Source organism: Pedobacter sp. GW460-11-11-14-TSB4, from assembly GCF_059423705.1.
In genome coordinates, this window is sequence record NZ_JBWKYI010000010.1 from 135701 (window position 1) to 151914 (window position 16214).

At 39.6% G+C, this 16214-nt stretch carries 15 protein-coding genes; 1 reads left to right on the plus strand and 14 read right to left on the minus strand.

What is annotated here, in order from left to right:
- Window positions 1-8: 8 nt before the first annotated feature.
- The gene (locus tag AC07YT_RS12430) at window positions 9-2093 is read right to left on the minus strand and encodes a hypothetical protein (RefSeq protein WP_086547504.1); all 2085 of its coding nucleotides are present in this window, start codon (window positions 2091-2093) and stop codon (window positions 9-11) included.
- Window positions 2094-2362: 269 nt separating this feature from the next.
- Here AC07YT_RS12430 and AC07YT_RS12435 point away from each other — a divergent pair, with 269 nt between their 5' ends.
- Window positions 2363-3055 (plus strand): L,D-transpeptidase family protein, encoded by a 693-nt coding sequence (locus tag AC07YT_RS12435; RefSeq protein WP_494945335.1) that lies wholly within the window; start codon window positions 2363-2365, stop codon window positions 3053-3055.
- 114 nt (window positions 3056-3169) lie between these two features.
- On the opposite strand, the gene fabG is transcribed toward AC07YT_RS12435, so the two are convergent.
- The 13 genes from fabG to AC07YT_RS12500 form a co-directional block, all read right to left on the minus strand.
- A complete protein-coding gene (gene fabG / locus AC07YT_RS12440; RefSeq protein ID WP_086547506.1) occupies window positions 3170-3913 on the minus strand; it encodes a 3-oxoacyl-[acyl-carrier-protein] reductase in 744 nt (247 codons plus the stop codon).
- Window positions 3914-4057: 144 nt separating this feature from the next.
- Window positions 4058-5134, minus strand: coding sequence for an agmatine deiminase family protein (locus tag AC07YT_RS12445; protein WP_086547507.1), 1077 nt, complete (start codon window positions 5132-5134; stop codon window positions 4058-4060).
- A gap of 151 nt (window positions 5135-5285) precedes the next feature.
- On the minus strand, window positions 5286-5639 hold the full coding sequence (locus AC07YT_RS12450) for a four helix bundle protein (RefSeq protein ID WP_086547508.1): 354 nt from the start codon (window positions 5637-5639) through the stop codon (window positions 5286-5288).
- A 187-nt stretch (window positions 5640-5826) separates the two neighbouring features.
- Complete coding sequence (locus AC07YT_RS12455) at window positions 5827-6702, minus strand: carbon-nitrogen hydrolase (RefSeq protein WP_086547509.1); 876 nt, start codon at window positions 6700-6702, stop codon at window positions 5827-5829.
- A gap of 427 nt (window positions 6703-7129) precedes the next feature.
- The gene (locus AC07YT_RS12460; protein ID WP_086547510.1) at window positions 7130-9097 is read right to left on the minus strand and encodes an SPFH domain-containing protein; all 1968 of its coding nucleotides are present in this window, start codon (window positions 9095-9097) and stop codon (window positions 7130-7132) included.
- Between the two features lie 597 nt (window positions 9098-9694).
- Window positions 9695-9916, minus strand: a complete 222-nt coding sequence (locus tag AC07YT_RS12465; protein ID WP_086547511.1) for a cysteine-rich CWC family protein — start codon at window positions 9914-9916, stop codon at window positions 9695-9697.
- 125 nt (window positions 9917-10041) lie between these two features.
- Complete coding sequence (locus AC07YT_RS12470; RefSeq protein WP_086547512.1) at window positions 10042-11013, minus strand: sterol desaturase family protein; 972 nt, start codon at window positions 11011-11013, stop codon at window positions 10042-10044.
- On the minus strand, window positions 11000-11191 hold the full coding sequence (locus AC07YT_RS12475) for a hypothetical protein (protein ID WP_086547513.1): 192 nt from the start codon (window positions 11189-11191) through the stop codon (window positions 11000-11002). The genes AC07YT_RS12470 and AC07YT_RS12475 overlap by 14 nt, the downstream gene beginning before the upstream one ends.
- Before the next feature lie 89 nt (window positions 11192-11280).
- Window positions 11281-11445 carry a hypothetical protein gene (locus AC07YT_RS12480; protein ID WP_478359664.1) on the minus strand — a complete coding sequence of 55 codons (165 nt, stop codon included), beginning with the start codon at window positions 11443-11445 and terminating at the stop codon, window positions 11281-11283.
- Between the two features lie 43 nt (window positions 11446-11488).
- On the minus strand, window positions 11489-13375 hold the full coding sequence (locus AC07YT_RS12485) for an arylsulfatase (protein WP_086547514.1): 1887 nt from the start codon (window positions 13373-13375) through the stop codon (window positions 11489-11491).
- A gap of 25 nt (window positions 13376-13400) precedes the next feature.
- Window positions 13401-14120, minus strand: coding sequence for a rhodanese-like domain-containing protein (locus AC07YT_RS12490; protein ID WP_086547515.1), 720 nt, complete (start codon window positions 14118-14120; stop codon window positions 13401-13403).
- 12 nt (window positions 14121-14132) lie between these two features.
- Complete coding sequence (locus AC07YT_RS12495) at window positions 14133-14546, minus strand: rhodanese-like domain-containing protein (protein ID WP_086547516.1); 414 nt, start codon at window positions 14544-14546, stop codon at window positions 14133-14135.
- A 47-nt stretch (window positions 14547-14593) separates the two neighbouring features.
- A complete protein-coding gene (locus AC07YT_RS12500) occupies window positions 14594-16204 on the minus strand; it encodes a RagB/SusD family nutrient uptake outer membrane protein (RefSeq protein WP_086547517.1) in 1611 nt (536 codons plus the stop codon).
- Between the last annotated feature and the right edge of the window lie 10 nt (window positions 16205-16214).

Sequence of the window (16214 nt, forward strand, 5' to 3'; positions counted from 1 at the left end):
TACATCAGCTAAAGTTCTCCGTTTCGCTTTCTTAAGAACCACTCTACTCCCAGCAAAATCAAAATTAAACCGAACAGCCATTTCATGCTGATCAGTTCGTCATATTTACGGTCTTCGTAACTGATGGTTTTAATATTTTCGTTTTTAGCAATTTCATCAGCTATTTTGAGCAAATTTTCGGGCATAAACAGCTTACCATTGCTTTGTTTCGACATCGTATTTAAAAGCTGATGATTGGCTGTGGTTTGCTGAAATTCTGCAATCAGCGCATTTACATAGAAACTACCCGTAGCCGTGAATTTCTTTCCGCCCAGTTCGGTATTGGCTAAATAAGAATAATTACCTGCAGGCATGGTTCCGGCATCTAACTGATAACCATTTTCAGTTTTGGAGAAAATATAATTAAATACTTTACCCGCTTCATTTTTAACCTGAAGGTTAACTTCCGGTTCATTGACAGGCTGATAGCTATCGTTATAAAGCGTGCCGTTAAACTGAATGGTTTCATTTTCATCATAAGCTGATTTCGAGGTAAATACCTTAAACCTCCGTTTATCATCTTTAACAGATAGGTATTGAACGGTTTTCGAAATCAGGTCGTTTAAAACTGATTGATTACTTTCATTCTCAGCCTCCGAGAGTTTCCATCGCCAAAGCCCCTCTCCCATTAAATAGCCCGTCTTTAAACCATTTTCATTTGCAAAGAATAACAATGGCTGCTGTGTGCTGACTTTGCCGATACGCTGATTAAAAACAGGTGTGGCGCCTGCATTTACAGTTAACCTTCCAAACGGACTGAGCAGCGGATCGAAAGATGAAAACTGTTTTTTATCTTCTTCTGTGAGATTGAAACTGGTAAAACCATTGGCAAAATCGGCATATACTTCCTGGATCGAACCATTGGCAGAACCTAAGTTGACCTGGTTTTGCATTTGATTGAAAGCGTTTACATTACTTTGCGCACCTAAAATGTACCAGATCGGTTTTTTTAAACCGGTTAACTTCTTTAAAAACGCAGCTGAAATATTCTGCGCATCGGGTAACTGATACAATACGATTAAATCGAATTTAGATGGATCTGTTGCACTTAAATCATCGGCAAGGGCAAGTTTAGCTTCGTAATGTTTATTCAGCGAAACAGCCTCCTTTAAAACCCCTAAATCGGGATGTGGTGCAGCTGCTGCGAGCAATACTTTCTGTCTGCCATCAATCACTTCTACATAAAAAGTCTGGACATTATTTCTGGTTGTAATTTCATTTGCTAAAGCGCCCAGTTGAACGGTATATTTCTGAACACCGATTTTACCTGCGTGAATCTTAACCGGAACCGTTTTAACAAAGGAGCTTCCATTAATGGTTATATTCTGTTGCTCAATCTTTGCGCCGTTTTGGCTAACCGTTAGAGAAGTGCTTTCACTATTGCTTTGAAAAGCCTGAACCTGGACTTCGATCGTAAAATCGTCATCCAGATAAACAATATTGTTGTAATTTACATTCGAAATCAATACATCACGCTTTGGAATACTATCACCCAGGGCAATCGTATAAACCGGTGCATTGATCTGGTTTACGCTATACAGCGGATTTCCGCCATGATTAAAAATACCGTCGGTTGCTAAAATAATGGCACCAACATTTCGGTTGGTATATTCATCTCTAATTTTCTGAAAAAAAGCGGAGGCATCGGTTAATTTCCCCTGGTTTTTAAAATCGAAACCATCTGCCACCTGATCGCCAAAGTGAAATGTTTTCACCTCGTATTTGTCTGATAGTTTATCCTGTAAGGTTTTAAGGTGTTGTTCGTATAATTTTTGGTCGAAACCAGCTGCTTTAACCTGACCTACAGAGAGCGAATTATCCTGTCCGATAATAATAACAGGTTTATCTAAACTATAATTTAATGTTCTGATGAGGGGGGCAAATATTAGCCACGCAATGGTGGTTACCACAATAATCCTTAAGGTAGTTAAGCCATATTGCAGTTTTTTATCTAAATTTTTGTTGCCACGATAAAGCAACCAGGCATACAGCACACCTAACGCCAGGCAACCCAGAAAAAACAAAATAGAAGTACCCGAGAAAAAACCAGTCATAATTCATAAAGATGGTAATTTTGGGGAAATTTTCAAGGTTATTTGTCAATTGGTTCAATGGTTCATTAGCCATTAGCTCATTAGTAATGGCTTATCGAATGAATCAAGTGGCCTATCTGCTTCTAACACTATACGCCAAACGCTTTCCGCTATGCCATTCTATGTGTTGATAATTAAATATTAGTACTAAAAAAGATAATTCATTAGCTTTAGCCAAACCAAAATTTATGAAATTTATCTGTCTAACATTTCTGCTATCTCTAAGCCTTATGGTGAATGCCCAAAACAATTTTAAAGCCACACAAATTAAATTTGAAAGAGTAGAAAAGGCCTACAACGAAAAGTGGGAAACACTGAAAAAATTTGTTAGGGCTGGTGGATACGGTGATCAATTTTCCATGGTTATCAATGCTTACAAAACAGAAGGCAAACTTGAGGTATGGTTAAAGAATAATTCGGCTAAAACCTATTCATTGTTTAGGACTTACGATTTTTGTGCCCATTCTGGCACCATTGGCCCGAAAGTAATTGAAGGCGATGGACAAACGCCAGAAGGTTTCTACTACGTTAATGTTTTTAATCCGATGAGCAATTTCCATCTATCACTGGGTGTTAACTATCCAAATACAGTAGATTATGCAAGAACCGGAAAAGATAGAAAACCTGGAAGTGATATTTACATTCACGGCAATTGTGTAACCGTGGGTTGCATTCCCCTAACAGACGAAAAAATTAAAGAGGTTTATATTTTGGGTGTTGAAGCCAGAAATGCAGGTCAGGAGAAGATTCCGGTTAATATCTATCCCTTCAAAATGACTGATGGAAATATGAAGAAGTATATTGCTCAATTCCCTGCGCAGGCCAGCTTTTGGAAATCGCTGCAACCAGGTTATTTAGCTTTCGAGAAGAATAAAATGCCTGCTAATATTACTGAAGTTAAAGGCCGATATTTTATAAAGTAACAAAAGAAGTCAAGTTTTTCATAGCAAACTGGCCATCAAAACTTGACTTCTTAATATTTCTATGGCTTTGGAAAGAAAACCCTCCACCTTAAGCCTTCTAACCCTCTACCTTCCTTAAAGCATTCCGCCGCAAACCGATAAAGTTTGGCCAGTTACATAAGCACTCATATCTGAAGCTAAGAACACGCAAACATTGGCAATATCTTCCGTTTCTCCGGCACGTTTTAAAGGAATATCTTTTTCCCATCCTTCAACAACTTTCGGATCAAGGATATCTGTCATTTCGGTACGGATAAAGCCTGGTGCTACGACGTTGGCACGGATATTTCTCGAACCTAGTTCTTTAGCGATCGATTTGGTAAAACCGATGATGCCAGCTTTAGAAGCAGCATAATTTGCTTGTCCACCGTTACCTGTAGTACCCACAATAGAACCCATATTGATAAAAACACCTTTACGGGCTTTCATCATTACTTTAGAGGCGGCCTTGGTTACGTTGAAAATCGATTTTAAGTTAATGTTGATCACATCATCCCAGTTTTCTTCGCTCATACGCATCAATAAACCATCTTTCGTAATTCCAGCATTATTTACCACGATATCAATCGTACCAAACTCCGCTACAATATCGTTGATTAATTGCTCAGCTTCAGCAAATTTAGAAGCATCAGAACGATAACCTTTAACTTTTGTTCCGAAGCTTTGTAATTCCTGTTCTAAAGCTTCACCTTTTTCTACTGATGATAAATAGGTAAAAGCTACATTAGCGCCCTGCTCGGCAAATTTTTCAGCTATTTTACGGCCAATCCCTTTCGATGCGCCTGTAACTAATGCTGTTTTTCCTTCTAATAATTTCATAACCCCTAAATCCCCTAAAGGGGACTTTTATATAATTTATAAAAACTTAATTGTGGTAAAGTTAACAACTCTACCGAGATATTGTTAAATTGTTTCATTGCTAGATTGTTTAACAACTGGAAACTATCAACTGTTAATTGCAAACTAAACCGCAGGTTCCTGCTGACTCAAACAGTGAAAGCTTCCCAATCCCCAGATAATATCTACTGAATTGATACCGATCACTTTCCGGTCAGGGAAACAACCTTGAATAATAGCTAAAGCTTTCTGGTCGTTTACATCATCAAAAACCGGAACAATTACCGCTGCATTCGCAATGTAAAAGTTTGCATAAGAGGCAGGCAAACGGGTATCTTCATGAATAACCGGCGATGGCATAGGCAACTCTACAATATTCAATGCCCTGCCATCTTTTAGTTTCATCGCCTTTAAAGCCGCTAAGTTTTCTTGTAACAGCAGGTAATTTTCATCCAGCGGATTACTTTCAACAACTGTTAAAACCGTATCTTCATTTACAAAACGGGTAATATCATCAATGTGGCCATCGGTATCGTCGCCAACAATTCCATCGCCCAGCCATAACACTTGTTCTTGTCCGTAATACTCAAGCAAATATTGCTCAATTTGCGCTTTGGTTAAATGCGGATTACGGTTTTCGTTCAATAAACAAGCCGTGGTGGTTAAAACCGTCCCAGCGCCATTAAATTCTACCGAACCACCTTCCATCACAATATCTGGCGTAAATAAAGGCAGTTTAAAATGATTAGCAATTTTTGTCGGAACCACATCATCCAGGTCAAATGGCGGATATTTACCACCCCAGGCATTATATCCCCAATCGACAACAGCTTTTTCATTTCCTTTTAACAAAAATGCAGGTCCATGGTCGCGGCACCAGGCATCGTTGGTTTCATTGAAATAGAATTCTATCTGGCTTAAATCGGCGTCTACTTTCGTTAATTCAGAAACCGCAAAAGCTTTCATTTCTTCATCCTTAACATTGATGCGTACCTTTTCACCTTCAGCAACAGCTTTAATAAACTGGCAATATGGTTCGTATATCGTTTCGATTTTATCTGGCCAGGAAGCTTCTTTATGCGGCCAGCTCAACCAGGTTGCCTCATGTTTAGCCCATTCGGCAGGAAAAGCATAACCTTGCTGCTTTGGAGAATAATCGAACTGATTAATATTTAAATCTTTTCTTGGAGGAAAATTTGACATAATTTTTAAGTCCGAAAGTCGGGTGTCCGAAGTCGGATGATTTAGTGTTTTATTGTTTAGTCCGAAAGTCGGGTGTCCGAAGTCGGATGATTTAATGTTTTAGCTATAGACCGAATATCATCGGATCTCGGTCTTCCGACCCCTTACTAAATTAATTTAACGATTTGATTAATGCAGAAATCATGATCAAAATTTCTTCACAGGATTGATAGTGTTTCTGAAATATTTCTTCATTAATATAACCTCTTCTTATTGCAAGATGTAGGCAATTCACAACCTCAATATCTGACCTTAAGGCATAACCTAAAAATTTCTTGAACTCAGGATTACTTTGGCCTGTACTTCCTTCAGCAATATTCATTGATATTGAATCGGCTGCACGTTTCGCTTGCGATGTTAAAACATAAATCTCTTCTTTTGGAAAAGTTTTTGTCATTTTATCAATCTCATCAGCTAAATCTAAAGCTTTTTGCCAAACCTTGAGTTTTTCAAATTTGAATGCCATAATAAAGTCCGAAAGTCAGATCTCCGAAGTTATAATTTATTAGAATAGACTATACAAATTACAATTTCTTATAATACAATCCAAAACAATGATCTACTTTCCCAGAGTTGTTAATGAATTTCAAACTAGCCATCACGCCTGGTATGCTCTTTGACTTCCGTCTTCGGTCTCCCGACCTCCGACTTTTCTAATCCCCGTCAATATATCTTTTGGTAATCGGCTGATAAGAATCGATCCTTCTATCTCTTAAAAAAGGCCAGTGTTTACGGAAGAAATCAGATTCTGATAAATCTAATTCAACCACTTCTGTCTCCTCTAAATCGTGTGAAGCTAAATAAAGTAGTTTGCCTTGCCCGTTTGTAGCGAAACTTCCGCCCCAGAATTTCATGGCACCATCTTGTTCAAAACCCACACGATTTACACTGACTACGGGAACACCGTTTGCAACCGCATGCGAACGTTGGATGGTTTGCCATGCATTGTATTGATCCTGATTGGTTTCTTCATCCTGATCGGTAGCCCAGCCAATTGCAGTTGGATAGAACATAATATCGGCACCCATCAGAGCCGTAATGCGCGAAGCTTCAGGATACCATTGATCCCAGCAGATCAGGATACCGATTTTGGCAAATTTAGTTTCGAAAACCTTGTAACCTAAATCGCCTGGTGTGAAGTAAAATTTTTCGTAAAAAGCAGGATCATCAGGAATATGCATTTTGCGATATTTACCTAAATATGAACCATCAGCATCTAAAACGGCTGTAGTATTGTGGTATAATCCTTCCGCACGTTTCTCAAACAAAGAAGCAATAATGACCACGCCTAATTCTTTGGCTACCACTTGCAAAGCATCGGTAGATGGACCCGGAATAGCTTCTGCCAGATCAAAATTATCGTAATCTTCAACATCGCAGAAATACAGCGAAGTAAAAAGCTCTTGCAAACACACAATCTGCGCACCTTTTGCTGCCGCTTCCCTTACTTTCGCAATCGCTTTATCTAAATTTTCCTGCTTAACTTTAGTACAACTCATTTGCACTAAGCCAACTTTTACTTTCTTCATATTTTTGAAATGAGAGAATGAGAGAATGATAAAATGATTGAATGCTTAATGTAAGGCCATTCACTCACTCAAAATTCAGTCATTCAAAATTAGGCTGCAAAGTTACTAAAAAGGTTGAAGGTATAAAGGTTGAAGATGTAAGGTTTGTATAAAAATATGAGAAAAGAGTTGGTTGTATTTTGAATAGTTATTGGTTGGGCTATTATTAATAGATTAAGCAAAAAGTTCGTCATTGCGAGGAGGAACGACGAAGCAATCTTAATGCGGATGCCAGTAGCGATTGTTGTAAGGTTGCTTCCCCGAAAGGTCGGGACAGGCTGTCGGCTGAAAAAGCCTTCTCGCAATGACGATATTACGGTGTTTATTTAGTAATAAAACAAAAAGCCCCAACTTACGCTGAGGCTTTCCTTTTTAATTTAAAGACCAATTATGGATTAATGTTATCCTTTTTAGGTTTTGGTTTTGTCTCTACAATTTCTGCAACGGCTACCACTTCTTTACGTGTCTGAGGATCCATTAATTCCATCAGTTTTAAGCCCAGCAAGCCATCCATTGCCGAACCGCCATGGTTACCACCACTGCCACCAATTAACACATCAGGGATCAGTTTCACATTACCTTTTGATAACTCTTCGGTAATTTTGTAACGGGTAAAGTTTTCGCCGCCCAAAGCTTTCACCGCAAGTTCATATGCTTCTGCGGTTGACTTACCTACCGCTAAAATTTTACCCGCCTCGGCGCTACCGGTTAACGAAATCTGTTCGGCCTCTGCTGAAGCCCTTAATTTAATCGCTTCCGAATCGGCCTGCGCCCTTGCTTTGGTTGCTTCAGCCTCGGCATGGGCCCTCATTTTTGTGGCCTCAGCTTCTGCGCCCACAGCCAGTTTTACACCGGCAGCATCACCTTCTGATTTTTTCACGGTTGCACTTGCCGTACGTTCGGCAATCTCTACACTTTGTTGCGCTTTCACAATATCTTTCTGCATATCGGCAATGGCCGTTTCTTTCTCCATCCCCTGACGCGTTTCCTGCGCCTGTTTCTGGGTTTCGTAAGTAACCTTTTGTTCTTCCGCAATTTTACGGTCGGTTAAAGTTTTCATTAACGATTCTGGCGGAACAATGTCACCGATCAGCGTATCAACCGCATTTACGTTATATTCGTCAAGCACTTTGCGGATATGCTCTTTAGCTGACTCCTGACGCTCTTTACGGGTACTCAAGAAAGCAATCACATCACTTCCCTGCGCCGAGTTACGGAAATAGTTACCAATGGTGGGTTCTAAAACCTGCGAAACCAGGTTAACCATGTTACCAAAACGTGCAATTACCTTAGGCGCTTCTGTAGTGGGCACGTGGATAATCTGCGCCACATCTAAATTGAAGGGGAAACCATCTCTTGAACGTACGGTAATGGTTGACAGGTTTTTATCCAAATTGTGTGCTTCGCTACGTGCTGACGCCCAGTTTAACACTAAATTGGTTGTTGGTACCAGTTCTACTTTCATGATGTATTTGTTAATCGGGTATTTTCCGGGGCCAAGTGGTTCCAGCCAAACACCTTTAGAACCTTTACCCACGATATTACCGTGTTTAAAATCGGCACCGGTTAAATCATTTCCATCGGTACCAATAAACGAGATCACCACGCCTACATAACCGATTGCGATTTCGGTCATCGGAATTTCCTCCAGCTGAATAGCCCATGGGTTAAGGTTGTAAGATCCTGCTAAAATGACCTGGGGCTGTAAACCACGGTTACCACCTTGTTTAATAAAGGCATCGAAATCCTGAAAATTGTTGTGTCCATCAACCAGTTTACCGGCAATCTGGTTGGCCTCAATCGGCAATCCATCCAACGTGGTTACAATACCCACCATACTTTCCTGTATCCTGACCATATCGGTAACGGAAACCTGGAACAACATGGTATTGATACGATAAGAACCCGAAGTAATGTAAGAAGTCTGCCGGCCTCGCTGCCCGCCATTTTCGAGAAACTTCACTGCATCCTGGAAATTATCAGATTCTACTTTTTGCCCAAGGATATTCCCTGTCGGGATTTCCGAGCCGTCTTTGGCCATGATGAGTCCGATTTTACCTTCTGGAATAACGGTAAACTGTTCCATGGTTACACTATACTGCCAAAACCACATTCCGAAATACAATCCCGGGGCGAGCGTTTTTCCTTGAAAACCAGCCTCACCTTTGATGGCAATGATGCGCCCGTCGGGCAATTCGCGATCAGCACCAAAGAGCACGAATTTTTTGGTAATTAAGCCGATCCTGTCTTCGGGAACAATAACCATCCCGAATAAGAAACGTAAAATATATTTGTATAAAACTAAGCACAACAGTGCCACTAAAACCCACCAATAGTTAGAAATGAGCGATTCCATAATTTATATTATTTTTCTGTTTTTTTTAGCTTAATAAACCATTTATTAAGCATGATATGGACAGCAAACCGTATGCTTTGTTACTATTTTTAACACTTATTTTTAAACTATTTTTTATTGATTTTAAGGCCTCAAAGATGACTCAGGATTGATTTTAACCAAAATCCCAACTGCAGATGACATTTTTGCCAATAACCGAACTGAACGCTTATAAACACTAAAAACTAACCTTTTAGGTTCTCCTGAATACCTGGGGAAATTTTAAATGTATAAACTACAATTAAAAGGAAAAAGTCGTCCTTTTTTAGACCTATACAATTGACCGAATTGGAGTACAGTAATTGATCTGTTTTGGGTTTTACGCCAGAGAAAAATACCTTGATATAAATTTGCCCAGAAGAGCAGAACCCAGGTAACCTAAACCCGATTGCACGAATGCGCCCGATTTAAGCGTTTATCCTTGTTTTTTTATGGCGTGCTTGCCTGTTTCACAGGTTTGATCGGGGCAGAAGGGAAAGTGGGACTGGAACTAACCTAAGCACACAGAAACCTGCTTTTCAAATGATTTACGAACAGAGACACGAAAATCACAAGGTTTTATACACCAATCTCTTCACGGTATTCCTGTTGTAATTCGAATAAACATTTGGCACAAAGACAGCCATCGTACAATTCGGAGATGTATTGTACTTCATTTATACTCAGCTGTACCACACTACACTGGCATTTGGTATAAGAATTTGCCTTGCACTCAATAGCACCATTACACCGCTCGCAGGGAATGATTTCGTGTTTGGCGCTATGAATAGTTGAAGACATCTTTAAAGTTCAATTGTTTATGGGTTCATTTAGTCATTAACTAATGAAACCAATACAAAAGTATAAACAAAAAATAAGGTTTTGAGCGTTTGCCCAAAACCTTAAATAATACGAACGTAAAAATGTTAAAATGCAGATTCTATTTTAGCATTGATGTGGGTATTGCTGAGGTTATATTCTTCATTAATACCTGCAGCTAAGGGGGTGCTACTTTCTGCAACATGCTCATCTTGCCTTATTATTGGCCCATTTTTAGCCAATTCGCTGCCTACTACTTTAGATTTGAAGAACGGCCAGGCCAGTTGGGCATACCACTCATCACCTTCGTAATGTGAAATGCCATAAGCTTTAGGATACTTTCTGCTGATGAATGCGGTATCGAAAATGATATCCCACAGGAAAAACATGTTACCAAAATTACCTTTATAATAACCTATCCCATCATCTGTTGATGCCGCATGGTGCGCATGATGTGTGGCGGGGGTTGATATTACCCGCTCGAACACCCAGGCAATAGGATGTAATACTTTGTACTTATAAAAAGGTTTATCCCAGGGAATGCTCGAGTGTGCAAAGGTTACAATAGCTCCTTTTATACCTTTTACCACCACTGCCGGAATACCTAAGCCTAAATAAACCAGCGCAGTAGTTAAATAGGTTTGAGAAAAAAACAAACTATAAATTACATTTTGTCTGCTGGCCATAGCCATGCCCATGTATGGCGTCGAGTGGTGTGTACGATGGAAACGCCATAACCATGGAATTTCATGGTGTAAGCGGTGGTACCAATATTGCGTCAAATCATCGGCAACTGCGATAATTCCGCAGCCCCACCAAAATGGAACCCACTCAAATTCATTTTTTAAATTTGGTAATACCGCAGGCAAAAACTTTAATCCATAATAAGCTACTACTGGTCTAATGACTAATTTGGGCAAAATGAAACAGGCAATATCTGTATAGCGCTCGCCTTTTGGCCATTTGCCTTTGTAAAGCCCAAAAGAGAATTCGAGAACCCCGATTACAAAAACTAAAAACGGAAATCCGATTCCATTGAGGTTTTCTATTATTTTTTTGATAAAATCAATCGCTTCCATTTTCGCTATTTGTTTTTAAGGTTGAAGGTTTATTAACCGTAGCTTTTTTGTGCTCCCATGGTCTCTCTCCGGTAATGTAAAAAGTGGTGAACATAAGCGCTATGGGTAAAAAAAAGATAAACAGACTTAAGCCAGCGTTTCGCCATATTTTCTGTCTGGATTCTAATGACATTTTCATTTTTTATAATTTGTTTTTAAAGGTGATGAAGCCGTTATGATTTATTCCATGACCTGGTTTTGAAAATCATGACGGTTTCATCATCAAGGTTATTTTACAGGTGAAATAATGGTATTACTGGCGTTTGATTTAGATTTAGGGAGCAATTTTGGAGCAGCCCACAAGCTGCCAAAAATGATAGCAAATGGCACTAAGGTAACCACAATCCCTAAAAGGATTTTCTTGCCAAGAATTTTTACATCTGAAATAGTCATCTTAATTTTTTAAAGTGATCATTAATTATGAGGTCATTTATACTTATTTCTTTATGGTTTCGCTGCTGGTTGTTGTATTTGTAGCCTGCGTTTTTTTATGAATACGCTGATTGGTTACATCATCCCAGGTGATGTAAGGATACAAATTGTATTTTTGGGCCTGCACCTCAAACAGCGCTTTCAATTCTGCTAACTTTTTCGGGTCTTTTTTAGCCAGGTCAATTCGTTCATTAAAATCTTCGTTTAGATTGTACAGTTCCCACTCACCTTCTCCGTATTTCCTCGTAGCTGCGCCGCTCGCTTTTTCCGGACCGAAAATTCCATCGCGGTTAAAACTCAAAGCGGCCTTCCACCCATCTTTATAAATGGATCTTGCGCCGAAAATGTAGTAGTGCTGTACGGTGTGGCGTGAGGCAGCTTTGGCATTATCAAAACTGTAGGCCAATGAAGTACCTTGAAGCGTATCCTGCTTAATGCCGCGAATAAATTCTGGATTTTTAATACCAACATATTCCAGGGTAGTGGGAAGGATATCAATCACATGCCCGTATTGGGTACGTAATGTTCCTTTATCTTTAATCCCCTTAGGATAATAAACAATTAACGGATTACGCGTGCCGCCCTCGCTATTGGCGTCTTGTTTCCAGGCTTTAAAAGGTGTGTTTAATGCCTGTGCCCAGCCTAATGGATAATTGCCCACGGTATTTTCTGGCGTACCTACCTTAGCTAAATTGGCATAGTTATAATCAACAGATTCTTCTTCTGTTAATGGTTTTGGCGCTTTTGTACCTGCCGCCACATAACCTTTATCGATCACGCCATTTTGCGTACCTTCTTTACTTGCACCGTTATCGCCAATAATTACAAAAACTAAAGTATTTTCCAATTGCTGCGACGTTTTAAGGTAATCAATCAATCTTCCAACTTCGTAATCAGTGTAAGTTAAATAGGCTGCGTAAACTTCCATAAAACGGGCATACACCTTACGTTGCTTATCGGATAACTTATCCCAGGCCAAAATATTTGGGTTACGTTCTGGCAAAACGGTATTTTGTGGAATAATGCCCGATTTCTTTTCTTGTGCAAAAATTTCCTGCCGGAAATTATCCCATCCCTTATCGAATTTACCCTTGTATAAATCCCTAAACTCATCAGGCACCTGGTGTGGTGAATGTGTTGCACCCGGCGCATAGTATAAGAAAAATGGCTTACCAGACTTTACGGCTTGCTGGCGTTTCAAATAAGAAATGGCCTTGTCGGTAATCTGAGCAGTTAAATGGCGACCATCTGGCGTAACATGGGCGTTATCTTCAACTAAGTCTGGTTTGTATTGATCTGTAGCGGAGCCTAAAAACCCGAAGAAATGGTCAAACCCTTTCCCCAGTGGCCAACGATCGAATGGCCCTACATCTGTTGCATCCTCATCTGGTGTTAAACCATATTTTCCTACGGCAAAGGTATTGTATCCATTTTCTCTTAATATTTCGGCGGCTGTTCCTTTATCGGAAGGGATTCTTCCATCCCAACCCGGAAAACCGGCAGACATACGGGTATGTGCAAAACCGCCCATATGCACCGCATGAGAATTTCTTCCGGTTAATAAAGCAGATCTGGTAGGTGCGCAAATTGCGGTAGTATGAAAATTGGTGTAACGTAAGCCATCTTTGGCCAAAGCGTCAAAAGTTGGGGTATTGATTAAGCCTCCAAAAGTAGTGGTCGCACCAAATCCAACATCGTCAATTAAAATCCAAAGTACATTTGGCGCATTTGCCGGGGCCTTTATTGGGTCTGTCCAGTATTCTTTTGATTCTCCAAGCGTGCGACCGATTACTCCTTTAAAAGGTTCTTGTTGTTGCGTAATATTTTGTGCAGCAACCTGATTAGCTATAAAGCTAGCGGTGATTGCTGTTAAGATTAAAAATTTCTTCATGTTTTTTGAGTTAAGTTTTTAGCTATTATTTTGATGAAGCGATAGCGCCAGCAGGCTTGTTTTGACTAACCGCAGCAGAAATTTCTTGGGTTGAAGCCTGACCTACCTTTTGCCAAACCAGTTTTCCATCTTTGTAAAGCAGTAGCGTAGGCAAGCTTTTGATATTTTTTTCTTTAACTAATTTTGCCTGCTCATAAGATTCGATTTTAATGATTTTAGCGCCAAAACTTTTTTGGTTTTCCAGCGAATCCAAAACAGGAACCAGTTTTTTGCAAGAACCACAATATTTAGAACCAAAATCTATCAGCACTACCTTTGCAGATTGCGTTAGCTTGTTATAGGCCGCTGTTGTGATTGCTGCTTGTTTAGTATGATCTTCAATGGGATAACCCGAGCCTATCCATTTGCTAAAACCGCCATCAAGCACCCAAACATCTCTGAATCCCTTTTCATTTAATACTTTAGCTAAAGAATTGCTTCTTCCACTACCGATGGAATAAATAACAATAGGCTTTTGACCAGTTAATTGTTTTAAGTCTTTTTGGTAATCTGCACCTGCGGGATTGATGTTTACAGCGCCTTTGATGTGGCTTTGCTGAAATTCTTCTGCCGATCTGGCATCAATTACCAGAGCCTGTGCTTTATTGATCTTTTCTGCAATTTGGGCGAAAGATGGCGTAGTTTGCGCTTTTGCAACACCTATATACAGGATTATTGCCATTAAGTTTACGATTGTTTTTTTCATGGGTTTTAAGTTTTAATTTTTAGTAAATCCTTTGGTGACCAAACTATCCAGTCCACCAATATTATAAACCTTAGCATAACCCAGGTTCAGCAGCGAATCGGTCGCTAAGCCACTTCTATGGCCAGACCTGCAGTACAAATAAATTGGTTTTGTTTTATCGAGCTGGGCAATGTTTTTTAAAAAGTCAGGACTTTTTACATCGATGTTTTGGGCATGTTTTAAATGGGCTTTTTGGAATTCTTCAGTACTTCTAACATCTACCAGATAGGCACTGCCATTTGAAATCTCCTTTAAAATTTGTGGCGTAACCGGTTTGGTTGATGAAACAGCAGTTTTAGCCAGTTTCGGGTGATTTTTTACTGCTTTTTGCGCGAAAGTTGCTGTACTTAACAAAAGCAGTGTAAACAAAATCTGAATCTTTTTCATATCTATTTTTCTAGGAATTAAACTGTTAAAATCTTTAGCTTATTTAATTACCAACCTGGGTTTTGCTTTAACAATGGATTGTTCTCTATTTCTGCCTGTGGAATTGGATACAACCGGTTTTTTTCAGTGGCTATTGTTTTGCCAACTTTGTGCAGGCTTGATACGAAAATTGAATTACCAGCGGCATCTTTCTCTCTGATCAAATCGAACCAACGTTCATATTCATAAACTAACTCTAAGCGCCGATCCAGATACAAGGCATCTCTAAATGCGTTTTTGTCTGGTGTGTTAATTAAACTAAGTGCACCCAGCCCTGCTCTTCCTCTTACCCGGTTTAACGAACTGAAAGCTTTTGCGCTTGGCCCGTTCAGTTCATTCTCTGCCTCTGCATGAATTAATAATAGATCTGCATAGCGCAAAATATTTACATTAGCTGCTGCCTCTGCGGTTAAAGTAGTAGAATTGGGATCCCAAAATTTATTAAAGAATGGCGTCAGTTCTGCAGTAGGTACAGGGTCGGTAGTTTTGTAAACATAGGTTTTACCATCAATACCTAAGGAGTATAAATTGCCGTTTGTTGGGCTTTGGAAGGCTTTTACAAAAGTTGCATCTCTTCTTTTATCAGCGGGTGTGTATAACTTGTAGATACTGAAATATTTATCGGTACCTACGGTATAATACCTCACCATGTGTGCGTAATTGCCGCTTAAACCTGGTACGTTACTTAAAATTGCCCTCGAAGTTTCGTTATTGCCCTGCCCTTGAGAATTAGATTTAAATTGCACAGAAAATATATGTTCTTTACCGTTTTTTGTAGCTGGCAAGAAAGCATCTGCATAGTTATCAAACAAACCATAACCGTAATTTCCTGTTCCCCCATCCGCAGGCGAAAGCACTTCCTCAGCCAGGCGAACAGCATCAGCATATTTTGCCGTGATATTTAAAGGTTGCGATGCTTCTGTTAAATACACTTTAGCCAGCAAAGCTTTTGCAGCACCCTTTGTTGCTCTGCCCACATTTGGCGATACATAGGTTGCCGGCAAATCGATGGCGGCTTCGATTAAATCTTTTTCAATTTGACCATAAACTTGTTGGGGCGTAGATTTTGCAATTGCATAATCAGAAGCTTTGATAAATTCTTGTTGCGCAGTAATTAAAGGCACGCCGCCAAATAACCTGACCAGGTTGAAATAATATAATGCCCTTAAAAATTTAGCTTCTGCAATTAGTCTGCTTTTTAAAGTTGCATCGAATGTAATGGTTGGTATTCTGTCTATTGCAATATTTGCCCTTCGAATAGTGGCATAATGTTGTTGCCAGATTTCATATACCCTTAAATTGCCAGAAGAATGAGATAAAACCGATAACGAACGTACATCAGCATTGGTAGCACCCGGCCCTGGATCTTCATCATCATCGGCCATGTTCATTCCCGTATTAAATAGCGTGTTATAGGGTGTTTGCAATATGCCCGAAGCACCGGCAACACCCTGATTTAGTGAGAAATAAACGGCATTAACTGCATTTATCGCATCTGCCTGTGTTTTGTAATATTCGTTTTCCTGCAGCAATCCATCTGGATTTTCTGTCAGAAACTTCTTGCACGATACCGTTGAAAGTATCGCCAATGATAATGCTGTATATTTTAAAATTTTCATTTTTTTAATT

Excerpts from the sequence above, each read along its gene's own strand:
- AC07YT_RS12455 (WP_086547509.1), bottom strand. The coding sequence starts at position 6,702 with ATGAAGAAAGTAAAAGTTGGCTTAGTGCAAATGAGTTGTACTAAAGTT.
- AC07YT_RS12470 (WP_086547512.1), bottom strand. The coding sequence starts at position 11,013 with ATGGAAGCGATTGATTTTATCAAAAAAATAATAGAAAACCTCAATGGA.
- AC07YT_RS12475 (WP_086547513.1), bottom strand. The coding sequence starts at position 11,191 with ATGAAAATGTCATTAGAATCCAGACAGAAAATATGGCGAAACGCTGGC.
- AC07YT_RS12460 (WP_086547510.1), bottom strand. The coding sequence starts at position 9,097 with ATGGAATCGCTCATTTCTAACTATTGGTGGGTTTTAGTGGCACTGTTG.
- AC07YT_RS12445 (WP_086547507.1), bottom strand. The coding sequence starts at position 5,134 with ATGTCAAATTTTCCTCCAAGAAAAGATTTAAATATTAATCAGTTCGAT.
- AC07YT_RS12450 (WP_086547508.1), bottom strand. The coding sequence starts at position 5,639 with ATGGCATTCAAATTTGAAAAACTCAAGGTTTGGCAAAAAGCTTTAGAT.
- AC07YT_RS12490 (WP_086547515.1), bottom strand. The coding sequence starts at position 14,120 with ATGAAAAAAACAATCGTAAACTTAATGGCAATAATCCTGTATATAGGT.
- AC07YT_RS12435 (WP_494945335.1), top strand. The coding sequence starts at position 2,363 with ATGGTGAATGCCCAAAACAATTTTAAAGCCACACAAATTAAATTTGAA.
- AC07YT_RS12485 (WP_086547514.1), bottom strand. The coding sequence starts at position 13,375 with ATGAAGAAATTTTTAATCTTAACAGCAATCACCGCTAGCTTTATAGCT.
- AC07YT_RS12480 (WP_478359664.1), bottom strand. The coding sequence starts at position 11,445 with ATGACTATTTCAGATGTAAAAATTCTTGGCAAGAAAATCCTTTTAGGG.
- AC07YT_RS12500 (WP_086547517.1), bottom strand. The coding sequence starts at position 16,204 with ATGAAAATTTTAAAATATACAGCATTATCATTGGCGATACTTTCAACG.
- AC07YT_RS12495 (WP_086547516.1), bottom strand. The coding sequence starts at position 14,546 with ATGAAAAAGATTCAGATTTTGTTTACACTGCTTTTGTTAAGTACAGCA.
- AC07YT_RS12465 (WP_086547511.1), bottom strand. The coding sequence starts at position 9,916 with ATGTCTTCAACTATTCATAGCGCCAAACACGAAATCATTCCCTGCGAG.
- fabG (WP_086547506.1), bottom strand. The coding sequence starts at position 3,913 with ATGAAATTATTAGAAGGAAAAACAGCATTAGTTACAGGCGCATCGAAA.
- AC07YT_RS12430 (WP_086547504.1), bottom strand. The coding sequence starts at position 2,093 with ATGACTGGTTTTTTCTCGGGTACTTCTATTTTGTTTTTTCTGGGTTGC.